Origin of the sequence: Streptomyces albidicamelliae (genome assembly GCF_025642175.1) — a bacterium.
Lineage (GTDB): Bacteria > Actinomycetota > Actinomycetes > Streptomycetales > Streptomycetaceae > Streptomyces > Streptomyces albidocamelliae.
In genome coordinates this window covers 7,087,461-7,109,614 of the sequence record NZ_CP106795.1, presented here as the reverse complement: position 1 = coordinate 7,109,614, position 22,154 = coordinate 7,087,461, and the positions used below count along the sequence as shown (strand labels likewise).

Genomic DNA, 22,154 nt, shown 5'->3' with positions numbered 1-22,154 from the left:
CGGGCCGGACTAAGCCTGCTTGAGGATCTCCTCGTACAGCCCGGCCGTGCGCCGGGCCACCGCGTCCCAGCCGAACTCGCCGACGGCGCGCTCCCGTCCGGCCTCCCCCATCCGCCCGGCCGCGTCCCGGTCCGCGAGCACGGTGTCCAGTGCCCGGGCGAGGCCCGCCTCGAACGTGCTGGCGTCGTCGGCCGGTTCCACCAGGAGGCCGGTACGGCCGTCGTCCACGACCTCGGGGATTCCGCCGACCCGGGAGGCGACGACCGGGGTGCCGCAGGCCATCGCCTCCAGATTGACGATGCCGAGCGGTTCGTACACCGACGGGCAGACGAACACGGCGGCGTGCGTGAGGAGTTGGATGACCTCGGGACGGGGCAGCATCTGCGGGATCCAGAACACGCCCTCGCGGACCCGGCTCAGTTCCTCGTACAGCTCGCGGAACTCCCGGTCGATCTCCGGGGTGTCCGGCGCCCCCGCGCACAGGACCACCTGGGCCCCCGCGTCGATCTCCCGTACGGCACGCAGCAGATGGGGCACGCCCTTCTGCCGGGTGATCCGGCCGACGAACAGCACGTACGGCCGCGCGGGGTCGATGCCGTGCCGGGTGAGGGCGTCGGTGCCGTGGTCGGGGCGGTAGAGCCGGGTGTCGATGCCGTTGTGCACGACGTGGACCCGGGCCGGGTCGAGCGCCGGGTAGCAGGCGAGGATGTCCTCGCGCATGGCGCCCGAGACGGCGATCACCGCGTCGGCGGCCTCGATCGCGGTGCGCTCGGCCCAGCCGGACAGCGCGTACCCGCCGCCCAGTTGCTCCGCCTTCCACGGCCGCAGCGGCTCCAGCGAGTGCGCGGTGACGACGTGCGGGACGCCGTACAGCAGCTTGGCGAGATGGCCGGCGAGGTTGGCGTACCAGGTGTGCGAGTGGACGAGGTCGCGGCCTTCGAGGGCGGCGGCGATGGAGAGGTCCACGGAGAAGGTGCGCAGCGCGTCGTTGGAGCCGTCGAGGACGGACCAGGGCCGGTGCCGTACGACGCCCACGCCGCGGCCCTCGCCCCAGCTGTGCACCTCCAGGTCCACCAGGGAGGCCAACTCCCGTGCGAGGAACTCGACATGGACACCGGCGCCGCCGTACACGTCCGGGGGGTACTCCCGGGTCAGCAGTCCCACTCGCACCCGACAACCCCCTGGTCTCGGTGACACGTTCCCTTTCATGGTCACCCAGATGCGGCCCCTGGGGAAGAGCGCGGCGGCCGGGCGAAGCAGCAGTCGCCGCACACCCCGCCGCCCGGGACCCGGTAGTACAGGCAGCAGCTGCGGCGGCGGAAGGCGGTGCCGGCGCGGGTGCCGGTGGGGCGCAGGAGGGGGTGGGCGAAGAGTTCGTCCGTCAGGCCCCGGGCCCGTGCCGCGACGTCGGTACGGCCGTGGGCGCGGGCCCAGCGCCCCAGTTCCCGGGCCGCCCCGGCGAGCGCGGAGCCCGCGTTGCCCCACAGCAGGCCGGCCGCGACGCCGTGGCGCGCCCTCAGGGCGGCGGCCAGCGGCTCCAGATGGCCGTGCAGCACGGTGGCGGCGACGGTGGCCGCGTCACCGGGCAGCGGGCGCAGTTCGGCGAGCCACAGGTCGTCGGGGGCGGACGCGAGGGGATCCCAGTGGAGCAGTCCCGGATCGAGGTCGGGCACCTGGCCGTACAGGACGGCGCAGCCGAGGGACACCGACCACAGCCGGGCGGCCAGCCCCTGCTGGGCGATGGAGGCGGCCACCCGCGGCTCCGGGGTGCGCAGCCGGTCCGCGACCGTCGCGACGCGCAGCGCCAGCGCATCGGGGTGCGCGGCCGGGGCCGCCGGTGCGTAGACCTCGGCGAGGGTCGGCAGCCGTCGGGTGCCCGGTGTTCCGGTGGCTTCGGCCGGTCCGGTGGCTCCGGCCGTCCGCGGGACGGTCCGCAGGACGGAGAAGCCGCCGAGCAGGCGGAGGGCGGCGAGTTCGGGGTCGAGGTCCACGACAGGTACTGCTACCAGGTACGGTCGCGGGTCCGCCGCGCGGGTCTCCACCCCGTGTCGCCCGCCCAGGGGATGATCGGACGGCTGGTGTACTCCATCGGCAGTAGGACCCATTGCGTGCTCAGGGACGACGACGGGAAGCCCTCGGGCGGGCAGAGTGTTGGTCATGGAAGCCGACCGTCCGCAGCGCCGGGCTCCGCGTCCGCGTCTCACGCGGGGCCGGGGCCCCCGCCCCACGCAGGGGAGACGCCGATGAGCGCCCTCGCGTTGTCCGTGCTCCTGTCGTTCGTGTCCGCCCTCGCGTACGCGGGCGGAGCGATCGTGCAGGAGCGTGTCGCGGTGTCCTCCCCCGACAGCGCGTACCTGCCGCTGCGCCGGACCGGCTGGTGGGGGGCGCTGGCGCTGAACGGCCTCGGCGGCGTCCTGCACGTCGTCGCGCTGGCCTACGGCCCGCTCAGCCTGGTGCAGCCGCTGGGCGCGCTGACCATCGTCTTCGCGCTGCCCATGGCCACGCTGTTCGTCGGCCGCCGGGCCGGATCGACCGCCTGGCGCGGTGCCCTGATGGCCACGGCCGGCCTCGCCGGCCTGCTGTCCCTGGTCGGGGTCTCCGACGTGCACTCCCTCGACGCCGCCCAGCGGGTGGCCGTCGCCCTGATCACGGGCGGGGCCGTGGTGGCCCTGATGTGCGCCGGACTCGCCGCGCACCGGCACCCCGCGGTGCGCAGCGTGCTGCTCGCCGTCGCCTCGGGCACGGCGTTCGGCATGTCGTCGGTGTTCACCAAGACCGTCGCCGTGGACTGGACCCGTGGCATCGGACTGGGCGAGCTGTCCTCCCTCGCGGTGATCGGCCTGTTCGCCACGGCCGGGGTGATGCTGTCGCAGACCTCCTACCGGGGCGGCGGCCTGGCCGCGCCGCTGGCCACGCTGACCGTCGTCAACCCGGTGCTGGCGGCCGCGGTGGGCATCCTGATGTTCGGCGAGACGTTCCGCTACGGCAGCACGGGCACGGTGCTGGCGCTGGGCTGCGGTGTGGTGGCGGCGGGCGGCCTGATCCTGCTGACGTCCGAGCGTCTGGAGACGCCCTCGTCGGCGCAGTCCGTGGGAACGCCTTCGGTACCGGAGACGGCCGCACTGCCCACGGGCCCGGAGACCGCCGCGGTGCCCTCGGTGCCGAAGTCCGCTTCCGCCGAGCCGGCCGCTTCCGCCGCCGTGCATGCCGCTCCCGTCCCCGCTCCCCTCACCGTCCCGCCGCAGCGGTCGGCGGGCGAGGTGGTGGCCGGCCCCCGTGAACCGGGCGAACCGGTTCTGGTCCAGCAGGTCGAGCCGGCCGGGGCACTGCCGGGCGAGCCGGCCGGACTCCGGTGGACCGAGCCCGTCGACCCCGTCTTTCGGGAACTGCTGCTGCCCGGCCCGGGTCCCGGCGACGGGACGGCGGACGCCAACGGCGGCGGACCGCCGGCCGGCGGCCTGCCCCCGGTGCTGTGGACGGCGCCCCTCGGTATCTACGTGCCGCGGCCGGCGACGGGCCGGAGCCGCACGCGCGTCAGATCCTGACGCCGCCGGCCCGCAGATAGGCGAGCGGGTCGATGTCCGAGCCGAAGCCGGGGCCGGTGCGCACCTCGAAGTGCAGGTGCGGGCCGGTGACGTTGCCCGTGGATCCGGAGCGGCCGATGCGCCGGCCCGCGGTGACGTGCTGACCGGCCCGCACGGAGATCGCGGACAGGTGGGCGTACTGGGTGTAGCGGCCGTCGGTGTGCCGGAGCACCACCTGGTAGCCGTAGGAACCGCCCCATCCCGCGGACACGACCTGCCCCGCCTCGGCCGCCTGCACGGAGGTACCGGTCGGTACGAGGAAGTCGACGCCGGTGTGGTACCCCTTCGACCAGTGGGAGCCCGCCACGTGGTACCCGGTGCCGATGGACGCGTGCACCGGCGCGACCAGCCCGTGCCCGCCCGGCGTGTGGTGCGCGGGTTCCTTCTTCTCCGACGGCGGCTTGGTCTTCGTCTTCGGCTTCGGTGAAGGGCCCTTGCGCTTCGGCGGCTTGGCCGGGGTGTGGCTGTCGGGCGCCGTGGGCGTGGGGTGCAGGTCGAGCCGCTGACCCGGCATGATCAGGTCGGGGTCGGCGCCGATCGTCGTCCGGTTGTCGGCGTACAACTGCCGCCATCCGCCCCGGACGTGGTGGTCGCCGGCGATGCCGGAGAGGGTGTCGCCGTGCACGACCGTGTACATCTCGGCACGGCCCGCGCGGGACTGCGGGGTGGTCTGCGGCTGTACGTCCCGCACGGAGTGGCCCTGGGCCGAGCCGCTGCGCGCCGGGTGCGCGGTGGTGCTCTCCGTGTGGACGTCCGGCTCCGGGCCGCCCCGGGTCAGTCCGGCCCGAACCGAGCACACCGGCCAGGCGCCCGGCCCCTGCCCGTCGAGCACCTTCTCGGCGACGGCGATCTGCGCGTCCCGGGACGCCAGGTCCGCGCGCGGCGCGTACCGGGTGCCGCCGTAGGCCTCCCAGGTGGACTGGGTGAACTGCAGCCCGCCGTAGTAGCCGTTGCCGGTGTTGATGCTCCAGTTGCCGCTGGACTCGCAGGCGGCGACCTTGTTCCAGGTGGCCGCGTCGGCGGCGTCCGCCGTGCCGGCGGCGACCAGCGGGATCGCGAGTCCGGCGCCGCCGGCCGTGACAGTGAGTGAGGCGCGGTTGATCCTGTTCGGCTGGTACCGGCGGTGCCGGCCGCGTACGGCCATGTCCGAAATCCCCTCGGCATGCGTCAGGAGGGGCAAAAGTAAGCGCGGCGAACAGGCCATGACAAGACAGAAATTCAGCCGCGCATCCCTGCCAAGTGGCCGGTAACGGCCGCTCCTTGGACGGGATCACGAAAGACTGAGGCACTGGGCGCCGTCGCCGCGTAATCAAGCGTGGCGGGTCGGATGTGCGCTCGCCGTACCGGCACGTCAGGATGGGCGAGGGCCCCTACTTACGGAGCCGTAGTCACGAGGCAGCTTAGGAGCAGGCGGTATGAGCACTTCAGCGCAGATCGGCGTCACGGGACTCGCGGTCATGGGACGCAACCTCGCCCGTAACTTCGCGCGCAACGGCTACACCGTCGCCGTGCACAACCGTACGGCGACACGGACGAAGGCGCTGGTGGAGGAGTTCGGGAGCGAGGGCGACTTCATCGGGACCGAGACCGCCGAGGAGTTCGTGGCGGCGCTGGAACGCCCGCGCCGACTGGTGATCATGGTCAAGGCGGGCGAGCCGACGGACGCGGTGATCCGCGAGTTCGCGCCGCTCCTGGAGCCCGGCGACATGATCATCGACGGTGGCAACGCGCACTTCGCGGACACCCGGCGCCGGGAGCGGGAGCTGCGCGAGCGGGGCATCCACTTCGTCGGCACGGGTGTCTCCGGCGGTGAGGAGGGCGCCCTGCACGGGCCGAGCATCATGCCGGGCGGGTCGAAGGAGTCGTACGAAAGCCTCGGCCCGATGCTGGAGAAGATCTCCGCGAAGGCCAAGGACGGCGCCCCCTGTGTCACGCACTGTGGTCCCGACGGTGCCGGACACTTCGTGAAGATGGTCCACAACGGCATCGAGTACGCCGACATGCAGCTGATCGGCGAGGCCTACCAGCTGCTGCGCGACGTCGCCGGGTACTCGCCCGCGCAGATCGCGGACATCTTCCGCACCTGGAACACGGGCCGGCTGGACTCGTACCTGATCGAGATCACCGCCGAGGTGCTGTCCCACGTGGACGCGGCGACCGGCAAGCCGTTCGTGGACGTCGTGGTCGACCAGGCCGAGCAGAAGGGCACCGGCCGCTGGACCGTCCAGATCGCCCTCGACCTGGGTGTTCCGGTGTCCGGCATCGCCGAGGCGGTCTTCGCGCGCTCCCTGTCGGGCCACGCGGCGCTGCGGGAGGCCTCGCGGGACCTCGCCGGGCCCACGGCGTCCCCGCTGAGCGAGTCGGAGGCGGCGGCCTTCGCGGACCGGGTCGAGCAGGCGCTGTACGCGTCCAAGATCGTGTCGTACACCCAGGGCTTCCACGAGATCAGCGCGGGCAGCGAGGAGTACGGCTGGGACATCGACCTCGGTCAGGTGGCGTCCATCTGGCGCGGTGGCTGCATCATCCGCGCGGCCTTCCTCGACCGCATCCGCGCCGCGTACGACGCCCGCGCCGAGCTGCCGAGCCTGCTGTCGGACGAGACGTTCGCCCGGGAGATCGCCGAGGCGCAGGACGACTGGCGCGAGGTGATCATCGCGGCGACCCGGCAGGGCGTGCCGACGCCGGGCTTCGCGGCGGCGCTCGCGTACTACGACGCCCTGCGCGCGGAACGGCTGCCCGCGGCGCTCACCCAGGGCCAGCGTGACTTCTTCGGCGCGCACACGTACCGCCGCGTGGACCGCGACGGCACGTTCCACACCCTGTGGGGCGGGGACCGGTCGGAGGTCACGGCGTAGGGAGCGGGGATCGGTTCCGCCGCCGACGGCCGGGGGTACGGCAAGCGCCGCACCCCGGCCACGGCGACGGAGTCCCCGGCCGACGGCGCCCCCGCCCTCGCGGGGCGTCAGGTGAGTGGTGGGCCCGGTTCCGGGCTCGGTACCGGTTCGGGGCCCGGTGGGATCGGGGACGGTGAGGGCTCCGGCGGGCCCGGGGCCGGTGGTGCCGGCGGCGGGGTCGGGTCGGGGCCCGGTGCGGGGGGCGTGGGTTCCGGGCCGGGGCCCGGCGGTGTGGGCTGGGGGCCCGGCTCCGGCGGCGGCACGGGGCTGGGGTACGGGTCCGGCGGTGTCGGGCCCGGACCGGGTACCGGTCCCGGCGGTGCGGGGTCGGGGTACGGATTCGTCATCGTGTCCTCCGGGCAGTCGCCGTACGTCGCCTCTGGACTACTCCCCCGCCTACCCGGCACCCGCTCGGCCACTCACCCGGGGGCAGCACGCCCGGTCACCGACTCGCATCCGCTCGCACGGCCGGGGTCCGCCGGGGTCCGCCGGGGTCCTGGGTGCGCTCTCAGAACTTCCCGGGGTGGGCCCGCAGCCAGTCCTTCGCCGCCGCCAGCAGCCGGGGGTCGGCCTGGCCGGCCACGTCGGGGTGGCGTTCGGCCCACTTGACGACGTACGGGCAGAGCGGGGCCACGGGGACGCCCTCGCGCTCGGCGACGGCGTACAGCTCGCGGGCGAGTGAACCGGCGATGCCCTTGCCCTCGTGGGCGGGCTCGACGATCGTGTGGACCGGGACCAGGGCGCGCGCCGGCGACTCCAGGACGAAGTACTCGATACGGCCGACGACTTCACCGTCGCCGACGGCCTCCAGGCGGCCCGCCGCCCGGTCGTCGCGAATCTCGATCTCGCTCATGGGCACGCACGCTCCTGGTCCTGGTCCGCCGCTCAGGCCCCTACGGCCTGCGGGCTGCGCTGCTGGTCGGAGCCGGGTACCGGCTCGGACGGGTCGGCGCCGAGGGACACGATCCGGTTGCCGGCGTCGACATGCACGACCCGCGGCCGCAACTGCCGTGCCTCGGCGTCGCTGACCTGAGCGTAACTGATGATGATCACCAGATCGCCGGGGTGCACGAGGTGGGCGGCGGCCCCGTTGATCCCGATCACCCCGGAACCGCGCTCGCCCTCGATGACGTACGTCTCCAGCCGGGCGCCGTTGGTGATGTCGACGATGTGCACCAGCTCGCCGGGCAGCAGGTCGGCGGCGTCGAGCAGATCCGCGTCGATGGTCACCGATCCCACGTAGTGCAGGTCGGCCTGGGTGACGGTGGCACGGTGGATCTTGGACTTGAACATGGTACGGAACACGGAGAAACTCCCGATCTGTCTGCTCCCTGCCTGCGCTTTCGCAGGTCAAGGGCTGTCTCCACACCTTACAACCAGTCGCTTGCCCGGAGGGTTCTCCCCATGTTCTGCGAGGCTCGTACTGATTCACTCGTGGCCGCTGGATCCGGTGTGCTCCGAGGACCGGCATTCTCGGTAGCGTGGCCATCTGCTGCATGGAGTGTCCATGTGTCCGGCCGGTCCGGGCAACGGCTTCCGACGGAGAGTGATGAGGCTGCGATGAGTGAACCGACGAAGCCCGAGGTGGACGTTCCGGAGGGTGACGCTCCTACCGAGCTCACCGTCCGGGACCTGATCGTCGGGGACGGGGCCGAGGTGAAGCCGGGCATGGTGGTCAGGGTTCACTACGTCGGGGTGACCTTCGAGTCCGGGAAGGAGTTCGATTCCTCCTGGGACCGGAGCCGTCCGTTCAAGTTCGCCCTGGGCAGTGGCAAGGTCATCAAGGGCTGGGACCGGGGGGTGAGGGGGATGAAGGTCGGCGGTCGGCGCGAGATCATCGTTCCCCCGCGTCTCGGCTACGGCAAGCAGTCGCCCTCACCGTTGATCCCGGCGGGCTCGACCCTGGTCTTCGTGGTGGACCTGCTGGACTCGTACTCCAGCACAGCCGGGTGGAGCAACGCCCAGCACCCCTGACCGCTCCTCCTCCACGACGCATGCAGAGGGGGCGGGGCGCGCGTCAGGGCAGTGTCCACCAGCGGACCGTGACGAGGTAGAAGACGAGGGCCCAGAACGCCATCGCGACGGCGACGATGCCGAGGCCACGGAGGTTGGTTCTGCTCGCCGACTCGTGCGGGGGTGGCCGCAGCCAGCGCCCGAGCAGCGGGTTCACGTAGTAGGGCATGGTCAGGAAGCTCATGAGGAGACTCGACAGCAGGTTGCCCACGAGCAGGCCGATCCAGAGCGGCAGGTGCAGGGGGGACAGGGCGAGCGTCAGCAGCACGACCGTCGGGTACAGGCCGACCCAGATGGCCAGGGAGGTCCTGGTCTCGGAGGGTGGCGGCGCCTCCTCGCCGGCGCCGTCGAAGGCGAACCAGCTGCCGAAGGAGTTGTCGATCGTGTGCAGCCGGTAGGCGCTGAACTTCTCCCCCTCGGCGAGGATCTCCCGGCGTTGCGGCGACGTCAGCCAGGCGTCGAGGTGCTCGGCGCTGTCGTAGCGGTACAGCGTGGTCCACTCCTCCTGGAGCCCCTCGACGGGGCGGAAGAGCTCGGTCCCGCGGAACCCCTCGAACTTGCTCTCCTCCTGGACCATGCGCTGCTGCCAGTCGAGGAAGTCGTCGACCTGGTCCGGCGGGACGCGGTGGGTGACCACCACGGTGACCAGCGGATCCGGTGACCGGGTGCCGCTGCTCACCACCTGCTGGGTCGCGGGGCCGTCGAAGTACCGGGCGCCGACGTCGAGATACGTCTGCCGGGTGCGGCTGTTGATCCATGCCTGCAGGTGCGCCACCGAGTCGAACCGGTACACGACCACCCAGTCCGATTGCAGCGGTGTCGGCGGGGAGATCTCGGCGCCGAGGAAACCCGGGTAGCGGGCGGCCGCCGCGTTGAGGTTCTCCTGCCACGTCTCGAACTCCCGCTCCATGCCTGGCAGGACCTTCTGGCCGATGATCGCCGTCGCCGCGGCGGCCACGTTCCTTCCGGCGCTCATGGTGGCTCAGCCCGCCGGCACCGACTGCTCCGCGGGGAGCCGGCCGTAGATGCGTTCCGGGGTCAGCGGCAGTGCCCGGTAGCGGACGCCCGTCGCGTCGTGCACCGCGTTCGCGAGCGCCGGGGCCACCGGGTTGATGCAGCACTCCGCCATGCCCTTCGCCCGCACGGGCCCCACCGAGTCCGTCGAGCCGACCAGCAGGACCTCGGTGCGGGGGACGTCGGCGAAGGCGGGGATGCGGTAGTTGCGGAGGTTCGGGTTGGTCATGACGCCGTCGTGGACATGGTGGTTCTCGGTCAGCGCGAAGCCGATCCCCTGGGCGACACCGCCCTCCACCTGCCCGCGTACCTGCGCCGGGTTGATGATCACTCCGGCGTCCGCCGCGTGCACGCTGTACAGGATGCGCACCTCGCCCGTCACGCGGTGCACGGCGACCCGGAATCCCTGCGTGTTGGAGGTGACGCTGCGGGGCGAGCCGTAGGCCTTGCGCGCTGCGGTGAAGCGGATCCCGCGGCGGCGGGCCAGCGCGACGAGCTCGGCCAGCGGCACCCGCCGGTCCCCGCACCGGACCGCGTCGTCGTCCATCGCGCACATCACGACGTGGACACCCGTGTGCGCGGCGGCGAACTCCAGGATGCGGTCGCGCACGGCGCCGGCCGCCCGCAGGACGGCGTTGCCCGCGACGAAGAGGCCGGCGCTCGCGAAGGCACCGGTGTCGAATCCCGTGCGGTCGGTGTCGGACTGCACCAGGCGGATCCGCGAGGGGGTCGTACCCAGCTGGTCTGCCGCGATCTGGACATGGGCCGTGGAGGTTCCCTCCCCGAACTCGACGGTGCCGACCGCCACTTCGTAGCGGAGGTCGTCCCCGAGCGTGACCCAGGCCTCGGAGAGGTGCTCCGTGGGGGGTGCGGTCTCGTGCAGCGAACTCGCCACGCCGTTCCCGACGAGCCACTCGGGGCCGGGGGGCGGCCGGTCGGCCGCCCGGGCCAGGGCGTCACCCACGAGGTCGATGCACGCGGCGAGTCCGTCCTCGGTGAAGATCACGTCGTCGGGGCCGTCGTGCAGGGCGACCAAGGGCTCCCCGGGCCGCACGATGTTGCGGCGGCGCAGTTCCAGCGGATCGAGGTGGAGGGCTCGGGCCAGTTCGTCCATCGCCGACTCCACCGCGAACGCCGGCTGGGTCATCCCGTAGCCGCGCAGCGCCCCGCTCGGCACGGTGTTGGTGTAGACGGACCAGGCGTCGTACTTCTTGTTCGGGCAGCGGTAGATCATGACGGCCGCTCCGCCCGCGTACAGCGTTTCGCCGCCGTGGTTGCCGTAGGCCCCGGTGTTCGACACGTTGCGCACCTGGAACGCGGTGAGCGTGCCGTCCGCCTTCGCACCGAGCTTGACCGTCAGGGTCATCGGATGCCGCGGCGAGGCCGTGGTGAACTCCTCCTCGCGGGTGTACTCGAGACAGGTGGGCCGCCCGGTGTCCAGGGTGGCGAGGGCGACCAGGTCCTCGGCGATCACCTCCTGCTTGCCGCCGAAACCGCCGCCGACACGCTTGCAGAACACCCTCAGCTGGTCCGGGCGCAGGGCGAACAGGTACTCCAGCTTGACCTTGGCGATCGACGGTGACTGCGAGCTGGTGCGGACGGTCAGCCGGCCGTCCTCCATCCAGGCGACGGCTCCGTGGGTCTCCAGATGGGCGTGCTGCACCCGCGGCGAGAAGTAGGTGCCCTCGTGGACCACGTCGGCGGCGGCGAATCCCGCGTCGACGTCGCCGATGTGCGCGTGGAGTTCGAGGAGGACGTTGTGGCCGGGGTCGCGGACGAACGGGTCGTGGGAGCCGTGCAGTTGGGGTGCGCCGTCGGCCATCGCGGCCTCCGGTTCGAACACCGCCGGCAGCACCTCGTACGCGACGCCGAGACGCCGGCAGCCCTCCTCCGCCGCCCCGACGGTGTCGGCCAGGACCGCCGCGACGCGCTGTCCCACGAAGCGGACCGTGTCGTCGAGGATGCAGGTGTCGTCCGGGTCGACCAGGTGATCGGTGTGGATCGCCGTGGTGAACCGTCTGCGGGGTACGTCCTCCCAGGTGTAGACCCGGTGCACCCCCGGCACCGCCAGGGCGGCGCTCCGGTCGACCGACAGGATCCTGGCGTGCGCGTGCGGCGAGTGCAGCACCTTGAGGTGCAGCATCCCGTCGATGTGGGTGTCCATGGTGAACTCGGCGCGGCCGGTCACCACGTCGTGGCCCGCGGGCGCGCCGACGCTCGTGCCGACGGCCTTGCCCGGTGCCGCCGTCTCCACGGCGCCGAGGCCCTTCACGGCGTCCTCGATCGCCCGGTATCCGGTGCAGCGGCAGAGGTTGCCCTTCAACGCCCGTGGCAGGTCCGCCTTCTGCTCCTCGGTGAGGGCCGCCGACGTCATGATCATCCCCGCGGTGCAGAAACCGCACTGGAAGCCGGGGGCGTCCTCGAACTGCCGTTGCATCGGATGCGGGGCGCCGGGCCGGCCGAGGCCCTCGATGGTGGTCACCTCGCGGCCGTCGGCGCGGAACGCGGGGGTGACGCAGCTGTGCACGGGTGTGCCGTCCAGCCACACCGTGCAGGCGCCGCAGTCGCCCGCGTCGCACCCCTTCTTGACGCCGAAGTGGCCGAGTTCGCGCAGGAAGGTGCGCAGGCACTGGCCGGGGGCCGGCTCCCGGTCGAACTCCCTGCCGTTGACGACGTAGCTCATGCCAGGTCCCCAGCCGTGAGTTCGCGGCGGATCTCTTCGGCGAAGTACCGTGTCAGGTGGCGGCGGTGGTCGGGGGTCCCGTTGGGATCGGCGAACCAGAGGCCGGCCGGCACGGCGTCGATGCTCTGCCGCAGGGTCCGGGCGTCGGGCAGGGAGTCGAAGGCGAAGCGGACCGGTCGCGTGGTGCCCGCGGTGACGGTGAGCAGCAGGTCGTTCGCTCCCGGCCGTTGGGTGCCGACGAGGAAGACCGTGGAACGGCCGAGCCGGGTCAGCGTGAACCGGCGGTGCGCGGTGCGTTTGCGCAGCGCCCGCTCCGGGACGGTGACGCGCCGGAGGATCTCCCCGGGGCCGAGGACGTTCCGGTGGTCGCCCGTGACGAAGTCGAGGGCGTCCACGCAGCGCACGGAACCGTCGGGCGCCCACAGTTCGTATCGCGCCTCCAGGGCGACCGTCAGTGTGATCATCGGGCCGGCGGGCAGGGACATGCAGATGTTGCCGCCGACGGTCGCCGCGTTCCAGACCTTGAACGAGGACAGGAACGCCTCACAGCTCTTGCGGAAGAGGATGCCCGCGGTCCAGCGGCGCGGCCACGGGTGGGCGTACAGGTGCTGGACCGTGCAGGTGGCGCCGATCTCCAGGCCCTCGTCCGTGGTGACGAGGGGTTCCCAGCGCAGGGCCGTCAGGTCGATCAGCCGTCGCAGGCCGGGCTGCTCCGTGGAGTAGAGCCACGTGCCGCCCGCGAGCCAGGCGTCGCCCTCGCGCCAGTCGGTGCCCGGCCGCTCGGAAGGTCGCCGGACGACTTCGGTGATGGTGGTGAGGTCCATGGCAGCCGGCCTACGGGTGAACGGACCGCGGAGCCGACGACCGGCCCCTCGGCACTGCCGGATCCTCCTGCCCGATCGAGCAGACCGCGGCCGCCTTCCCGCACCGTGCGGGGCGGCTCGGCCGCGCGGATCCCGCGACTGGCATTTTATCGCGGTCCGCGGCTGAGGGCTCGTGCAGGAGCGGCCGAGAGGAGCTTCACCGCTCCGGAGAGTCACCGTCGTGGGCCGGACCCGCTGGTCTCTCGCTCGGTGCGACGGCGGCCGCCCCAGGGCGGGAGACCCTGGGGCGGCCGTCTTCGGGCACGGCGGGCGGCGCGCCGGGGCGCGCCGGGAGGTGGTCAGGCCTTGTGCTGCATCGAGCTCCGGGCGGGGTTGGCCTGTTCGGCGGCCTTGGGGTCCTTCTCGTCCGCCTTGGCCCGTACGCCGTCGGCGATGCGCTTGCCGATGGTCTCGTCGATGTTCGACCAGTAGGTGAAGGCACGTTCCAGGACGGGTTCGCTGACGCCGTTCAGGAGGTGCCCCACGACGTTGTCGACCAGGCGGTCGCGGGCCGCGTCGTCCAGGACCTCGCGCACCAGGGTGCCGGGCTGCCCCCAGTCGTCGTCCTCCGGGTGGGAGACGTAGGCCGCGCGGGTGATCTCGCCGTCGGCGGTCCAGCTCGGCGGGGAGCCGTAGCGCTCGGTGTCCGCCGCGGGGCCGCCCTTGGAGTTCGGCGCGTACACCGGGTCGGTCGTGTTCCGGTACGCCATCGCCCCGTCCTTGGAGTACGTGTGGACGTCGACGACCGGGGCGTTCACCGGCAGCTGCTGGTAGTTGGCCCCGATGCGGTACCGGTGGGCGTCCGCGTAGGAGAACAGCCGGGCCAGCAGCATCCGGTCCGGGCTCGGCCCGATACCGGGGACGAGGTTGTTCGGCTGGAAGGCCGCCTGCTCGATCTGGGCGTGGTTGTCGGTGGGGTTGCGGTCCAGCGTCATGCGCCCGACCTGGATGAGCGGATAGTCGCCGTGCGGCCACACCTTGGTGAGGTCGAACGGGTTGAACCGGTAGGACGCGGCCTCCTCGTACGGCATGACCTGCACGTACAGGGTCCAGCTGGGGAAGTCGCCGTCCCTGATGTGCTCGAAGAGATCACGGGTGTGGTAGTCCGTGTCGGCGGCGGCCATCTGGTCGGCCTCGTCCTGGGTGAAGCACTCGATGCCCTGGTCCGTCTTGAAGTGGTACTTCACCCAGAACCGCTCGCCGGCCGCGTTGATCCACATGTAGGTGTGCGAGGTGTAGCCGTTCATGTGGCGCCAGGTCCGCGGCACGCCCCGGTCTCCCATCAGCCAGGTGACCTGGTGCGCGGACTCCGGGGAGAGGGTCCAGAAGTCCCACTGCATGTCGTGGTCGCGCAGGTTGTTGTCGGCGCGGCGCTTCTGGGACCGGATGAAGTGCTGGAACTTCATCGGGTCCTTGACGAAGAACACCGGGGTGTTGTTGCCGACCATGTCGTAGTTGCCCTCGCTGGTGTAGAACTTCACCGCGAAGCCGCGCGGGTCGCGCCAGGTGTCCGGGCTACCGCGCTCACCGGCGACGGTCGAGAAGCGGGCGACCAGGTCGGTGCGCGTGCCGGGCTGGAAGACCGCCGCCTTGGTGTAGGCGCTGACGTCGTGGGTCACCTCGAAATGACCGAAGGCGCCGCTTCCCTTGGCGTGCGGCTGGCGCTCGGGAATCCTCTCCCGGTTGAACTGCGCCATCTGCTCGATCAGATACGCGTCCTGGAGCAGGATCGGCCCTCCGGGGCCGACGGTGAGCGAGTGTTCGTCACTCTCCACGGGTGCGCCCGAATCGGAGGTGGTGGCGGGGCGGATCTCCGTCATGAGGCTGCCTTTCGTCGTGCGCCGGCGGCGGCGCGGCGGCTCCTGGGCGCCGGTCTCCCACCAGCGGGGCGGCACTCGCCTCCCTGCGCTGTCCTTCCCGCGCACGCGCGGGAGCGGTCCCGGCCGGCACCTGGTTCCCCGGATCGCGTGACCCACGGAGAGCGGACTAAACACCCTCGTCGGGATGTAGTGCGGGGTGCGGGACGGGGCGCCCGCCTTCTCGGGGCGGGTGTTAGGTTCGCGGCGGACCGCCGGGCCACTCCCGGTACCCGGTGCCGGCCCGCGCACCCGGTGAAGCAGCAGGAGGAACAGGCACGTGACCAGCCGCGTCACCCTCGTCTCGCCCGCGACGAGCCCGTCGATGCGCAGGGCCCGCTTCGACGACGGCGACTCGCTCGACGAGGCCGGGGCGGCCGGCGCCCGCTCCGCCGCCGGGTGCCTGCGCGCTCCCGGCCGGGTGCTGACCTCGCCCAGCGTGCGCTGCCGGGAGACGGCCGGGGCGCTGGGCCTCGTCGGTGCGCGGGACTCCGCGCCGGCGGGTCTGGACGCGGGCCGCTGGCGGGGCCGCACCCTGGAGGAGGTGGGGGCCGCCGAACCGGAGGCCGTGGGCCGCTGGCTCACCGACGCCGGATCCGCGCCCCACGGTGGCGAGTCGGTACGGGAGATGTGCGAACGGGTCGGGCGGTGGCTGGACGCCGTACAGGGGACGGACGGCCGCACCCTCGCCGTGGTCGAGCCGGAGGTCGTACGGGCCGCGGTCGTGCACGTCCTCGGTCTGCCCGCGGACGCCTTCTGGCGGCTGGACGTGCCGCCGTTGACGGCGACGGAACTGAGCGGCCGGGCCGGACGGTGGAATCTGCGGCTCGGCCGGCCGCTGACCGGACAGGACGCGGCCGCCGCCCCCTGAGCCGGGCGGTCGCCGTGGCTCAGGAGGCCGCCTCCGGGACCGTCAGTGCGGGGCGGGAACCGTCCGCCCCGAAGACGCCTTCGCCGGCCGGGGGTTCAGCTGCCGCTCGGCCAACTCGCCGAAGAGCAGGCCGAATGAGGCCCACAGGACGGTCTGGATGGCCAGGGTGGAGAGCCGGAACCGCCACAGCAGGCGGGCCGGGAAGTGCGCGGGCAGTTCGTTGACGGCGGGCAGGAAGGCGTAGGCGAGCCCGATGACCACGACGAAGGCGGCCATCGCGGCGACGGTCGCCCACCAGTTGCCCAGACGGGGCGCGAGACGCTTGCCGAGGATGGTGGCGCCCACCGCGAGGAGCACGCTGAGGGCCATCATCAGGAAGAACAGGGTGGTCCGCTTGCCGATGGTCTCGGGCTGACCGACGGACGGCGGGTTGGCCGGGTACTTCAGGAACGGTACGACGTACACGGCGACCAGCGCGCAGCCGGACAGCAGCAGCGCGGTCGCCCGCGGGCTGAACCGGCCGACACGGCCGAGCGCGAAGGAGTACGCGAGCGCGGCGATGCCGCCGAAGGCGACCCCGTAGACGAGGACACCCGTGGCGAGGCCGGCGGTGGCCTGCAGGGAGCGGGAGACGACTTCCATCTCGTGCTCGTGCGCGTGGGCGTCCTCGAAGGCGATCGCCTGGTCGACGCTCGGCTCACCGAGGAGGTAGGCCACGACGAGGGCGAGCACGCCGGCCACGAGGCCGGCGAGCATGCCCCGCACGAGAAGGTTTCTTACCGTTGCGGAGTTCATGGTGCGCGGAGTCCCTCGCGTCAGTGGCAGGGGAAGCCGAGCAGGTGGCGGGCGTCGTGCACCCACTCGTGGACGTCGGTGCCGTTGAACACGGAGGTGGCGCCCTGTTCGGCGCCGACGAAGTAGAGCAGGACGAGCATCAGGACGCCGAAGAAGACCGCCCAGGGTGCTATCGCCTTCAGCGGCAGCGTGGCGGGAACGGCGGGGGTGGTGGCTGTCGGCTGAGCGACGGTCTGCGCCATGGCAGGACCTCCTCTGGGAGTTCGCGTCCCATCTCGGTGGTGCACAGGACGACGGCCACGGGTCTGACTCGGCGGACCACCCCGAGGGGTGTCCCGCATACAGTGGCGCGACCGTGCCGGATTCCCACCGGCTTCCGTCTCGCCGTCGTCGATATCGGACAGACCGTACCGCGAGACGCGTGCGCGGCCAAGACCGCGTCCACAGTCGTGATCTTCCTCTCGTGACGGTACGTCAGTTCCGGGTCTCAGGGGGAAGCCGTGGGGCGGCCGTTCCGTCCGGCGCGCCTATGGCGCCACGGGGTCGCCGTCTCCCAGTTGCAGCCACCACACGTCGTCGTGGTCGCGGCTGATCCCCAGGGTCTGCCGCCGGCCGTCGCCGAAGCGGAGTTCCACACCGGCCAGGTCCGGTACGGCCGGATCCCGCACGATCGCCTCGGCCGCTCCGCCGGCGTGCGCGCGGTAGCGGTCGACCAGGTCGCGCGCGGCCCGGTCGCGTCCGGTGTACCAGGGGGCGCCCAGGTCGGCCAGGCCGTCGGCGTCACCGGCCCTCAGGCGCTGGACGTACACCTCGAGGAGCAGCCGGGCCTCGTCCGCGACCTCCCCGGCCTCGGGATAGCGGGACTTCTCGGGACGCACGGTGAGGTGCACCGCCGGTCCGCCGCTCAGGGCGTACGGGGCGGGATCGCGGACCAGCCACCAGGTGAGCACCGTCGTCACCAGGACGGCCGGGGCCACGGCCGTCGCCCAGAGGTTTCGTCTTCTCATGCGGTGGATCCATGCCTTACAGGGACCTGACAATACGCAGAGGATATCCACAGGTTCCGGGGCTCCTTCACGCATGGGCGAGGGACTACTCCGGAAGCACGAGCCGGGCCGTCTCCCCCGGCCGGACCCCGACCGCCAGGTCCCGCAGACGGAGGTCGATGGGGCCGCGGCCGGAGGCCGGTACGGCGATCTCCAGCAGGCCGCTGCGCAGGCGCAGGTGGACGCCCCAGTGGCCGTGGTAGCGGATGGCGAAGCCGTAGGAGGAGAGTTCGGGCAGCGGGACGGGGTCGAGGCGCAGGGCGCCGCCCCGGGTCTCCAGGCCGGTCAGCCCGCGCTGGACGAGGTCGAGCGTGCCGGCCATGGCGCCGAGGTGGATGCCCTCCCCGGTGGTGCCGCCCTGGAGGTCGGCGATGTCGCCGCGCAGCGCCTCCTGGACGAAGGCCCAGGCGTCGGTGCGGCGGGCCCGGGCCAGGATCCAGCCGTGGACCAGGCCGCTGAGGGTGGAGCCGTGACTGGTGCGGTGCAGGTAGTGGTCCACGGTCGCGGTCCAGGTCCGCTCGTCCAGCGGGTAGCCCAACCGGTCGAACAGGGAGCGTAGTTCGGGTGGGGCGAAGAGGTAGCCGAGCATCAGCACGTCGGCCTGCTTGGACGCCTTGTACCGGTTGACGGTGTCGCCCTCCGCCTCCAGGATCCGGTCCAGGCGGCGGATGTCGCCGTACCGTTTCCGGTAGCCGTCCCAGTCCAGCTCGGCGAGGCCGGCGTACCCCTCGAACTGGCTGATCACCCCGTCGTGGAAGGGGACGTGCAGGGTGCGCGAGACCTCCTCCCAGCGGGCGGGCTCGTCCTCGGCCAGGCCGACGGCCTCGGTGAGTTCGCGGCGGCGTGGCTCGGGCAGGGCGCGCAGCAGCTCCAGCGCGCGGTCGAGCACCCAGGCGGCGGTGACGTTGGTGTACGCGTTGTCGTCCAGGCCCGGCCGGCTCGCGCCGGGATAGGCGTCGTGGTACTCGTCGGGGCCGACCACGCCACGGATGCGGTACCGGCCGAGGTGGGGGTCGTAGCCGGCGGAGTCCGCCCAGAAACGGGCGATCTGGAGCAGCATCTCGGCGCCCTCGCCGTGCAGGAAGTCGAGGTCGCCGGTCGCCTCCCAGTACTGCCACACGTTGTACGCGACGGCCGAGCCCACGTGGTGCTGGAGCCGGGAGTGGTCGGGCAGCCAGCGGCCGGAGCGCGGGTTGAGGTGGAGCTGCTGGGTCTCCTCGCGGCCGTCGCTGCCGCTCTGCCAGGGATACCGCGCGCCGCGCCGGCCGAGTTCGTGGGCGGCGTGGCAGGCGGCGTCCAGCCGGCGGTGGCGGTAGCGCAGCAGGGCGCGGGAGACCTCGGGCAGGTGCAGGTTGAGGTAGGGCAGGACGAAGAGTTCGTCCCAGAAGACGTGTCCGCGGTAGGCCTCGCCGTGCAGTCCGCGCGCGGGGACGCCGACGTCGAGGTCGGCGGTGTGCGGGGAGAGGGTCTGCAGCAGGTGGAACAGGTGCAGGCGCAGGATGCTGCCCGCCTCGCCGGGCACCTCCAGCGCGGTGCGCCGCCACAGCTGGTCCCAGGCCGCCGCGTGTGTCTCCAGCAGTTCGTCGAAGCCGGGCGCGTCCCGGACCCGGTCGACCGCGGCACGGAGCGGGTCGCCGATGGCGGGGTCGCGGGAGGTGTGCAGCGCGACGGTCTTGTCCAGGGTGACGGTACGGCCGGGCGGCAGGCGCAACCGGACGCGCTGGACCGCCCGTCGGCCTTCGCCGGCGTGGGTGACCGGGGCGTCGGCGGTCAGCCGGGCGGCGAGTTCGAAGCTGATGTCCGAGGTGCGGGTGCGGCAGCGCAGCCAGACCGTGCCGGACGCGGCGGTGCCGGTGTGGACGTGGGTGAGGTGCCTGCCGTCGAGGTCCCGGTAGCGGGCCACACCGGAGTTGGTGACCTCGCCGTCGATCGCGGACTCGACCTCCAGCTCGACGGTGTCGCCCTCGACGGTGAACTCGGTGCGCAGGGCGGCGAGATGGGGGTCGTGCAGATGGACGAGGCGCAGCTGGCGCACGTGCAGCGAGCCGCCGGCCGGAAGGGCGTAGCGGGTACGGCGTTCCAGCAGGCCGGGGTCGAGGTGGAGCACCTGGTGGTGGTCGGTGACCGGGTCGGTGTCCGGGGTGAGCCAGTGGGCGCCGGCCGGGCGGAAGCGCAGCGGCAGCCAGTTGGGCAGGTTGACCATGTCCTCGTTCTCGACCCGCCGCCCGGCGACGTCGGAGGTGAGCCGGTCGTAGCAGCCGGCGGCGTAGGTGCCGGGGTGGTGGACGGCGTCGGCGGTGCACTCGGGCAGCGCTCCGCGGGTCGCGAAGTAGCCGTTGCCGAGGGTGCACAGGGACTCCCGCAGCCGCTCCTCCTCGGGCCGGTAGCCGTCGTACTCCCAGGCCGGGCCCGTCACCGTCACCCCTCGGACAGCAGGGCGGTGAGGATCCGGTCCGGGGTGAGGGGCAGTTCGCGGAAGCGGATCCCGGTGGCGTGGTGGACGGCGTTGCCGATGGCGGCGGCGGTGCCGACGATACCGATCTCGCCGATGCCCTTGCTGCCCATGGGGTTGAGGTGGGGGTCGTCCTCGTCGAGCCAGTCGGCCTCGATGTCGGGGACATCGGCGTGGGCGGGCACGTGGTAGGCGGCGAGGTCGGCCTCCGTGAAGTCGCCGAACGCGCCGTCCACGGTGCTGTGTTCGGTGAGGGCCATGCCCAGGCCCATGGTCATGGCGCCGGTGAACTGGGAGCGTGCGGTGCGGGCGTTGAGGATCCGGCCGGCCGCGAAGATCCCGAGGAGCCGGCGTACGCGGACCTCGCCGGTGACGGTGTCGACGGCGGTCTCGGCGAAGTGGGCGCCGAAGGCGTGCCGGGCGTAGGGGCTGTCGGCGTCGGCCTTCCCGCTGGTGTCGGCGCGGACCTCGATGCCCTCGACGGGCAGCGGTCCGGTGTGGGCGGCCAGCCGGGAGGCCAGTTCGGCGCACGCCTCGTGCACGGCCCAGCCCCAGGAGGCGCTGCCCATGGAGCCGCCGGCGACCCAGGCCGGCGGCAGGTCGCTGTGCCCGATGTCGGTGCGGACGCGGTCCAGGGGCACGTCGAGGACGTCGGCGGCGATCTGGGCGAGGACGGTACGGGCCCCGGTGCCGATGTCGGTCGCGTTGATGCGGACGGCGAAGGTGCCGTCGGGGAGGGCGTGGGCGGTCGCGGTGGCGGGGACGGCCATGGTGGGGTAGGTGGCCGCGGCGACGCCGGTGCCGATGAGCAGCGGGCCCTCGCGGCGGTTGCCCGGGCGCGGGTCGCGGTCGGCCCAGCCGAAGCGGCGGGCGCCCTCGCGCAGGCATTCGGCGAGGTGCCGGCTGCTGAAGGGTTTGCCGCTGCCGGGCTCGCGGTCGGGTTCGTTGCGCAGGCGCAGTTCCACGGGGTCCATGCCGAGCGCGTCGGCGAGTTCGTCCATGGCCGATTCGAGGGCGTACATGCCGGGCGCCTCGCCGGGGGCCCGCATCCAGGACGGGCTGGGCACGTCGAGCGGGACGACCCGGTGGGAGCTGAGCAGGTGGGGGGTGGCGTACATGATCCGGGAGGGCACGGCGGCCTGCTCCACGAACTCCTTCACCCGGGAGGTGTGGGTGGTCACCTCGTGCAGCAGGGCGGTGAGCCGGCCGTCGGGGCTCGCGCCGAGCCGCAGCCGCTGGATCGTGGGGGCGCGGTGGCCGACGGCGGTGGGCAGGTGGCGGCGGGGAAGGGCGAGGGTGACGGGGCGGCCGGTGCGCCGGGCGGCCATGGCGGCGAGGACGACGTCGGGGCGCGGGGTGCCCTTGGAGCCGAAGCCGCCGCCGACGTGTTCGGAGACGACGGTGACGGAGTCCTCGGGCAGCTCGAACAGCTGGGCGAGGACGGAGCGGACGACCGTCCCGCCCTGGGTGGAGGTCCAGACGGTGAGCCGGTCGCCGTCCCAGTGCGCGGTGCTGGCGTGCGGCTCCATGGGGTGGTTGTGCAGCGGCGGCACGCGGTAGAGGGCTTCGACGCGGACGTCGGCGCCGGCGAAGGCGCCTTCCGGGTCGCCCTGCCGGACGCGGCCCGGGTAGCCGCCGTTGGCCTCCTCCGGCTCGTAGCCGTCCGGGTGGTCGAGGGTGAGTTCGGTGTCGTGCGGTGTGGTCCGGTACCGGACGCCGACCGCGCGGGCGGCGGCGCGTGCGGCCTCCGGGGTGTCGGCGACGGCGAGGGCCACGCACCAGCCGCGGTGCGGCACGTCCGGGTTCTGGAGGACGGCCAGCGTGGCGTCCTCCGGCTCGGCGAGGCGCGGCGCGTCGCCGGGGGTGAGGACGGCGAGGACACCGGGCAGGGCGAGCGCGGCGGAGGTGTCGACGGCGGTGACCCGGCCGCGGGCGACGGCGGCGGGCACGGGCCAGGCGTACGCGCGGCCGGGCAGGGTGTACTCGGCGGCGTAGCGGGCGGCGCCGGAGACCTTCTGGCGTCCTTCCCGGCGTTCGGCGGGAGCACCCAGCACGGTGCCGGTCATGAGGTCCTCCTGTGACG

18 protein-coding genes and 1 riboswitch are annotated in these 22,154 nt (G+C 72.9%); of the genes, 4 read left to right on the top strand and 14 right to left on the bottom strand.

All coding sequences use genetic code 11. The features are described 5' to 3' along the window. Positions 1–9: 9 nt before the first annotated feature. Together glgA and N8I86_RS32170 are read right to left on the bottom strand one after the other, a co-directional pair. A complete protein-coding gene (gene glgA / locus N8I86_RS32175) occupies positions 10–1,170 on the bottom strand; it encodes a glycogen synthase (RefSeq protein ID WP_263279345.1) in 1,161 nt (386 codons plus the stop codon). Between the two features lie 41 nt (positions 1,171–1,211). Beyond that, the gene (locus N8I86_RS32170; protein WP_263279344.1) at positions 1,212–1,991 is read right to left on the bottom strand and encodes a (2Fe-2S)-binding protein; all 780 of its coding nucleotides are present in this window, start codon (positions 1,989–1,991) and stop codon (positions 1,212–1,214) included. 252 nt (positions 1,992–2,243) lie between these two features. Here N8I86_RS32170 and N8I86_RS32165 point away from each other — a divergent pair, with 252 nt between their 5' ends. Continuing rightward, positions 2,244–3,545, top strand: a complete 1,302-nt coding sequence (locus N8I86_RS32165; RefSeq protein ID WP_263279343.1) for a DMT family transporter — start codon at positions 2,244–2,246, stop codon at positions 3,543–3,545. Here the strand turns inward: N8I86_RS32165 and N8I86_RS32160 are convergent. After that, positions 3,535–4,728, bottom strand: a complete 1,194-nt coding sequence (locus N8I86_RS32160) for a transglycosylase family protein (protein ID WP_073891224.1) — start codon at positions 4,726–4,728, stop codon at positions 3,535–3,537. The genes N8I86_RS32165 and N8I86_RS32160 overlap by 11 nt on opposite strands. A 271-nt stretch (positions 4,729–4,999) precedes the next feature. Here N8I86_RS32160 and gndA point away from each other — a divergent pair, with 271 nt between their 5' ends. After that, a complete protein-coding gene (gene gndA, locus N8I86_RS32155; protein WP_073891226.1) occupies positions 5,000–6,439 on the top strand; it encodes an NADP-dependent phosphogluconate dehydrogenase in 1,440 nt (479 codons plus the stop codon). A 547-nt stretch (positions 6,440–6,986) separates the two neighbouring features. On the opposite strand, the gene N8I86_RS32150 is transcribed toward gndA, so the two are convergent. Next, positions 6,987–7,331 carry a GNAT family N-acetyltransferase gene (locus N8I86_RS32150; RefSeq protein WP_073891230.1) on the bottom strand — a complete coding sequence of 115 codons (345 nt, stop codon included), beginning with the start codon at positions 7,329–7,331 and terminating at the stop codon, positions 6,987–6,989. Positions 7,332–7,363: 32 nt separating this feature from the next. Continuing rightward, entirely contained in the window at positions 7,364–7,783 is a 420-nt protein-coding gene (gene panD, locus N8I86_RS32145; protein ID WP_073891232.1) for an aspartate 1-decarboxylase, read from the bottom strand. A 255-nt stretch (positions 7,784–8,038) separates the two neighbouring features. Here panD and N8I86_RS32140 point away from each other — a divergent pair, with 255 nt between their 5' ends. Continuing rightward, positions 8,039–8,452, top strand: coding sequence for an FKBP-type peptidyl-prolyl cis-trans isomerase (locus tag N8I86_RS32140; protein WP_073891233.1), 414 nt, complete (start codon positions 8,039–8,041; stop codon positions 8,450–8,452). 43 nt (positions 8,453–8,495) lie between these two features. Here the strand turns inward: N8I86_RS32140 and N8I86_RS32135 are convergent, their stop codons facing one another. The 4 genes from N8I86_RS32135 to N8I86_RS32120 all read right to left on the bottom strand — a co-directional run bounded on the left by N8I86_RS32135 (position 8,496) and on the right by N8I86_RS32120 (position 14,871). Next, on the bottom strand, positions 8,496–9,467 hold the full coding sequence (locus N8I86_RS32135; RefSeq protein ID WP_073891235.1) for an antibiotic biosynthesis monooxygenase: 972 nt from the start codon (positions 9,465–9,467) through the stop codon (positions 8,496–8,498). A 6-nt stretch (positions 9,468–9,473) separates the two neighbouring features. Then, positions 9,474–12,188, bottom strand: coding sequence for a molybdopterin-dependent oxidoreductase (locus tag N8I86_RS32130; protein WP_263279342.1), 2,715 nt, complete (start codon positions 12,186–12,188; stop codon positions 9,474–9,476). Beyond that, on the bottom strand, positions 12,185–13,012 hold the full coding sequence (locus N8I86_RS32125; protein WP_073891239.1) for an FAD binding domain-containing protein: 828 nt from the start codon (positions 13,010–13,012) through the stop codon (positions 12,185–12,187). Before N8I86_RS32125 ends, N8I86_RS32130 begins: the two co-directional genes overlap by 4 nt. 338 nt (positions 13,013–13,350) lie before the next feature. Then, on the bottom strand, positions 13,351–14,871 hold the full coding sequence (locus N8I86_RS32120; protein ID WP_073892092.1) for a catalase: 1,521 nt from the start codon (positions 14,869–14,871) through the stop codon (positions 13,351–13,353). Positions 14,872–15,187: 316 nt separating this feature from the next. Between N8I86_RS32120 and N8I86_RS32115 the strand changes: the two genes are divergently transcribed. After that, complete coding sequence (locus N8I86_RS32115) at positions 15,188–15,778, top strand: histidine phosphatase family protein (RefSeq protein ID WP_073891241.1); 591 nt, start codon at positions 15,188–15,190, stop codon at positions 15,776–15,778. Between the two features lie 42 nt (positions 15,779–15,820). On the opposite strand, the gene N8I86_RS32110 is transcribed toward N8I86_RS32115, so the two are convergent. From N8I86_RS32110 to N8I86_RS32090, 5 genes are all read right to left on the bottom strand, one after another. Beyond that, entirely contained in the window at positions 15,821–16,573 is a 753-nt protein-coding gene (locus N8I86_RS32110; protein WP_263279341.1) for a CbtA family protein, read from the bottom strand. Positions 16,574–16,593: 20 nt separating this feature from the next. Continuing rightward, entirely contained in the window at positions 16,594–16,815 is a 222-nt protein-coding gene (locus N8I86_RS32105; RefSeq protein ID WP_073891245.1) for a CbtB domain-containing protein, read from the bottom strand. Positions 16,816–16,851: 36 nt separating this feature from the next. Further along, a riboswitch (cobalamin riboswitch) is annotated at positions 16,852–16,995 on the bottom strand. 105 nt (positions 16,996–17,100) lie between these two features. Beyond that, on the bottom strand, positions 17,101–17,580 hold the full coding sequence (locus N8I86_RS32100; RefSeq protein ID WP_148088535.1) for a hypothetical protein: 480 nt from the start codon (positions 17,578–17,580) through the stop codon (positions 17,101–17,103). An 85-nt stretch (positions 17,581–17,665) separates the two neighbouring features. After that, positions 17,666–20,035, bottom strand: a complete 2,370-nt coding sequence (locus N8I86_RS32095) for a glycoside hydrolase family 65 protein (RefSeq protein ID WP_107423666.1) — start codon at positions 20,033–20,035, stop codon at positions 17,666–17,668. A gap of 2 nt (positions 20,036–20,037) precedes the next feature. Further along, a complete protein-coding gene (locus N8I86_RS32090; protein WP_263279340.1) occupies positions 20,038–22,137 on the bottom strand; it encodes a xanthine dehydrogenase family protein molybdopterin-binding subunit in 2,100 nt (699 codons plus the stop codon). Positions 22,138–22,154 lie beyond the last annotated feature (17 nt).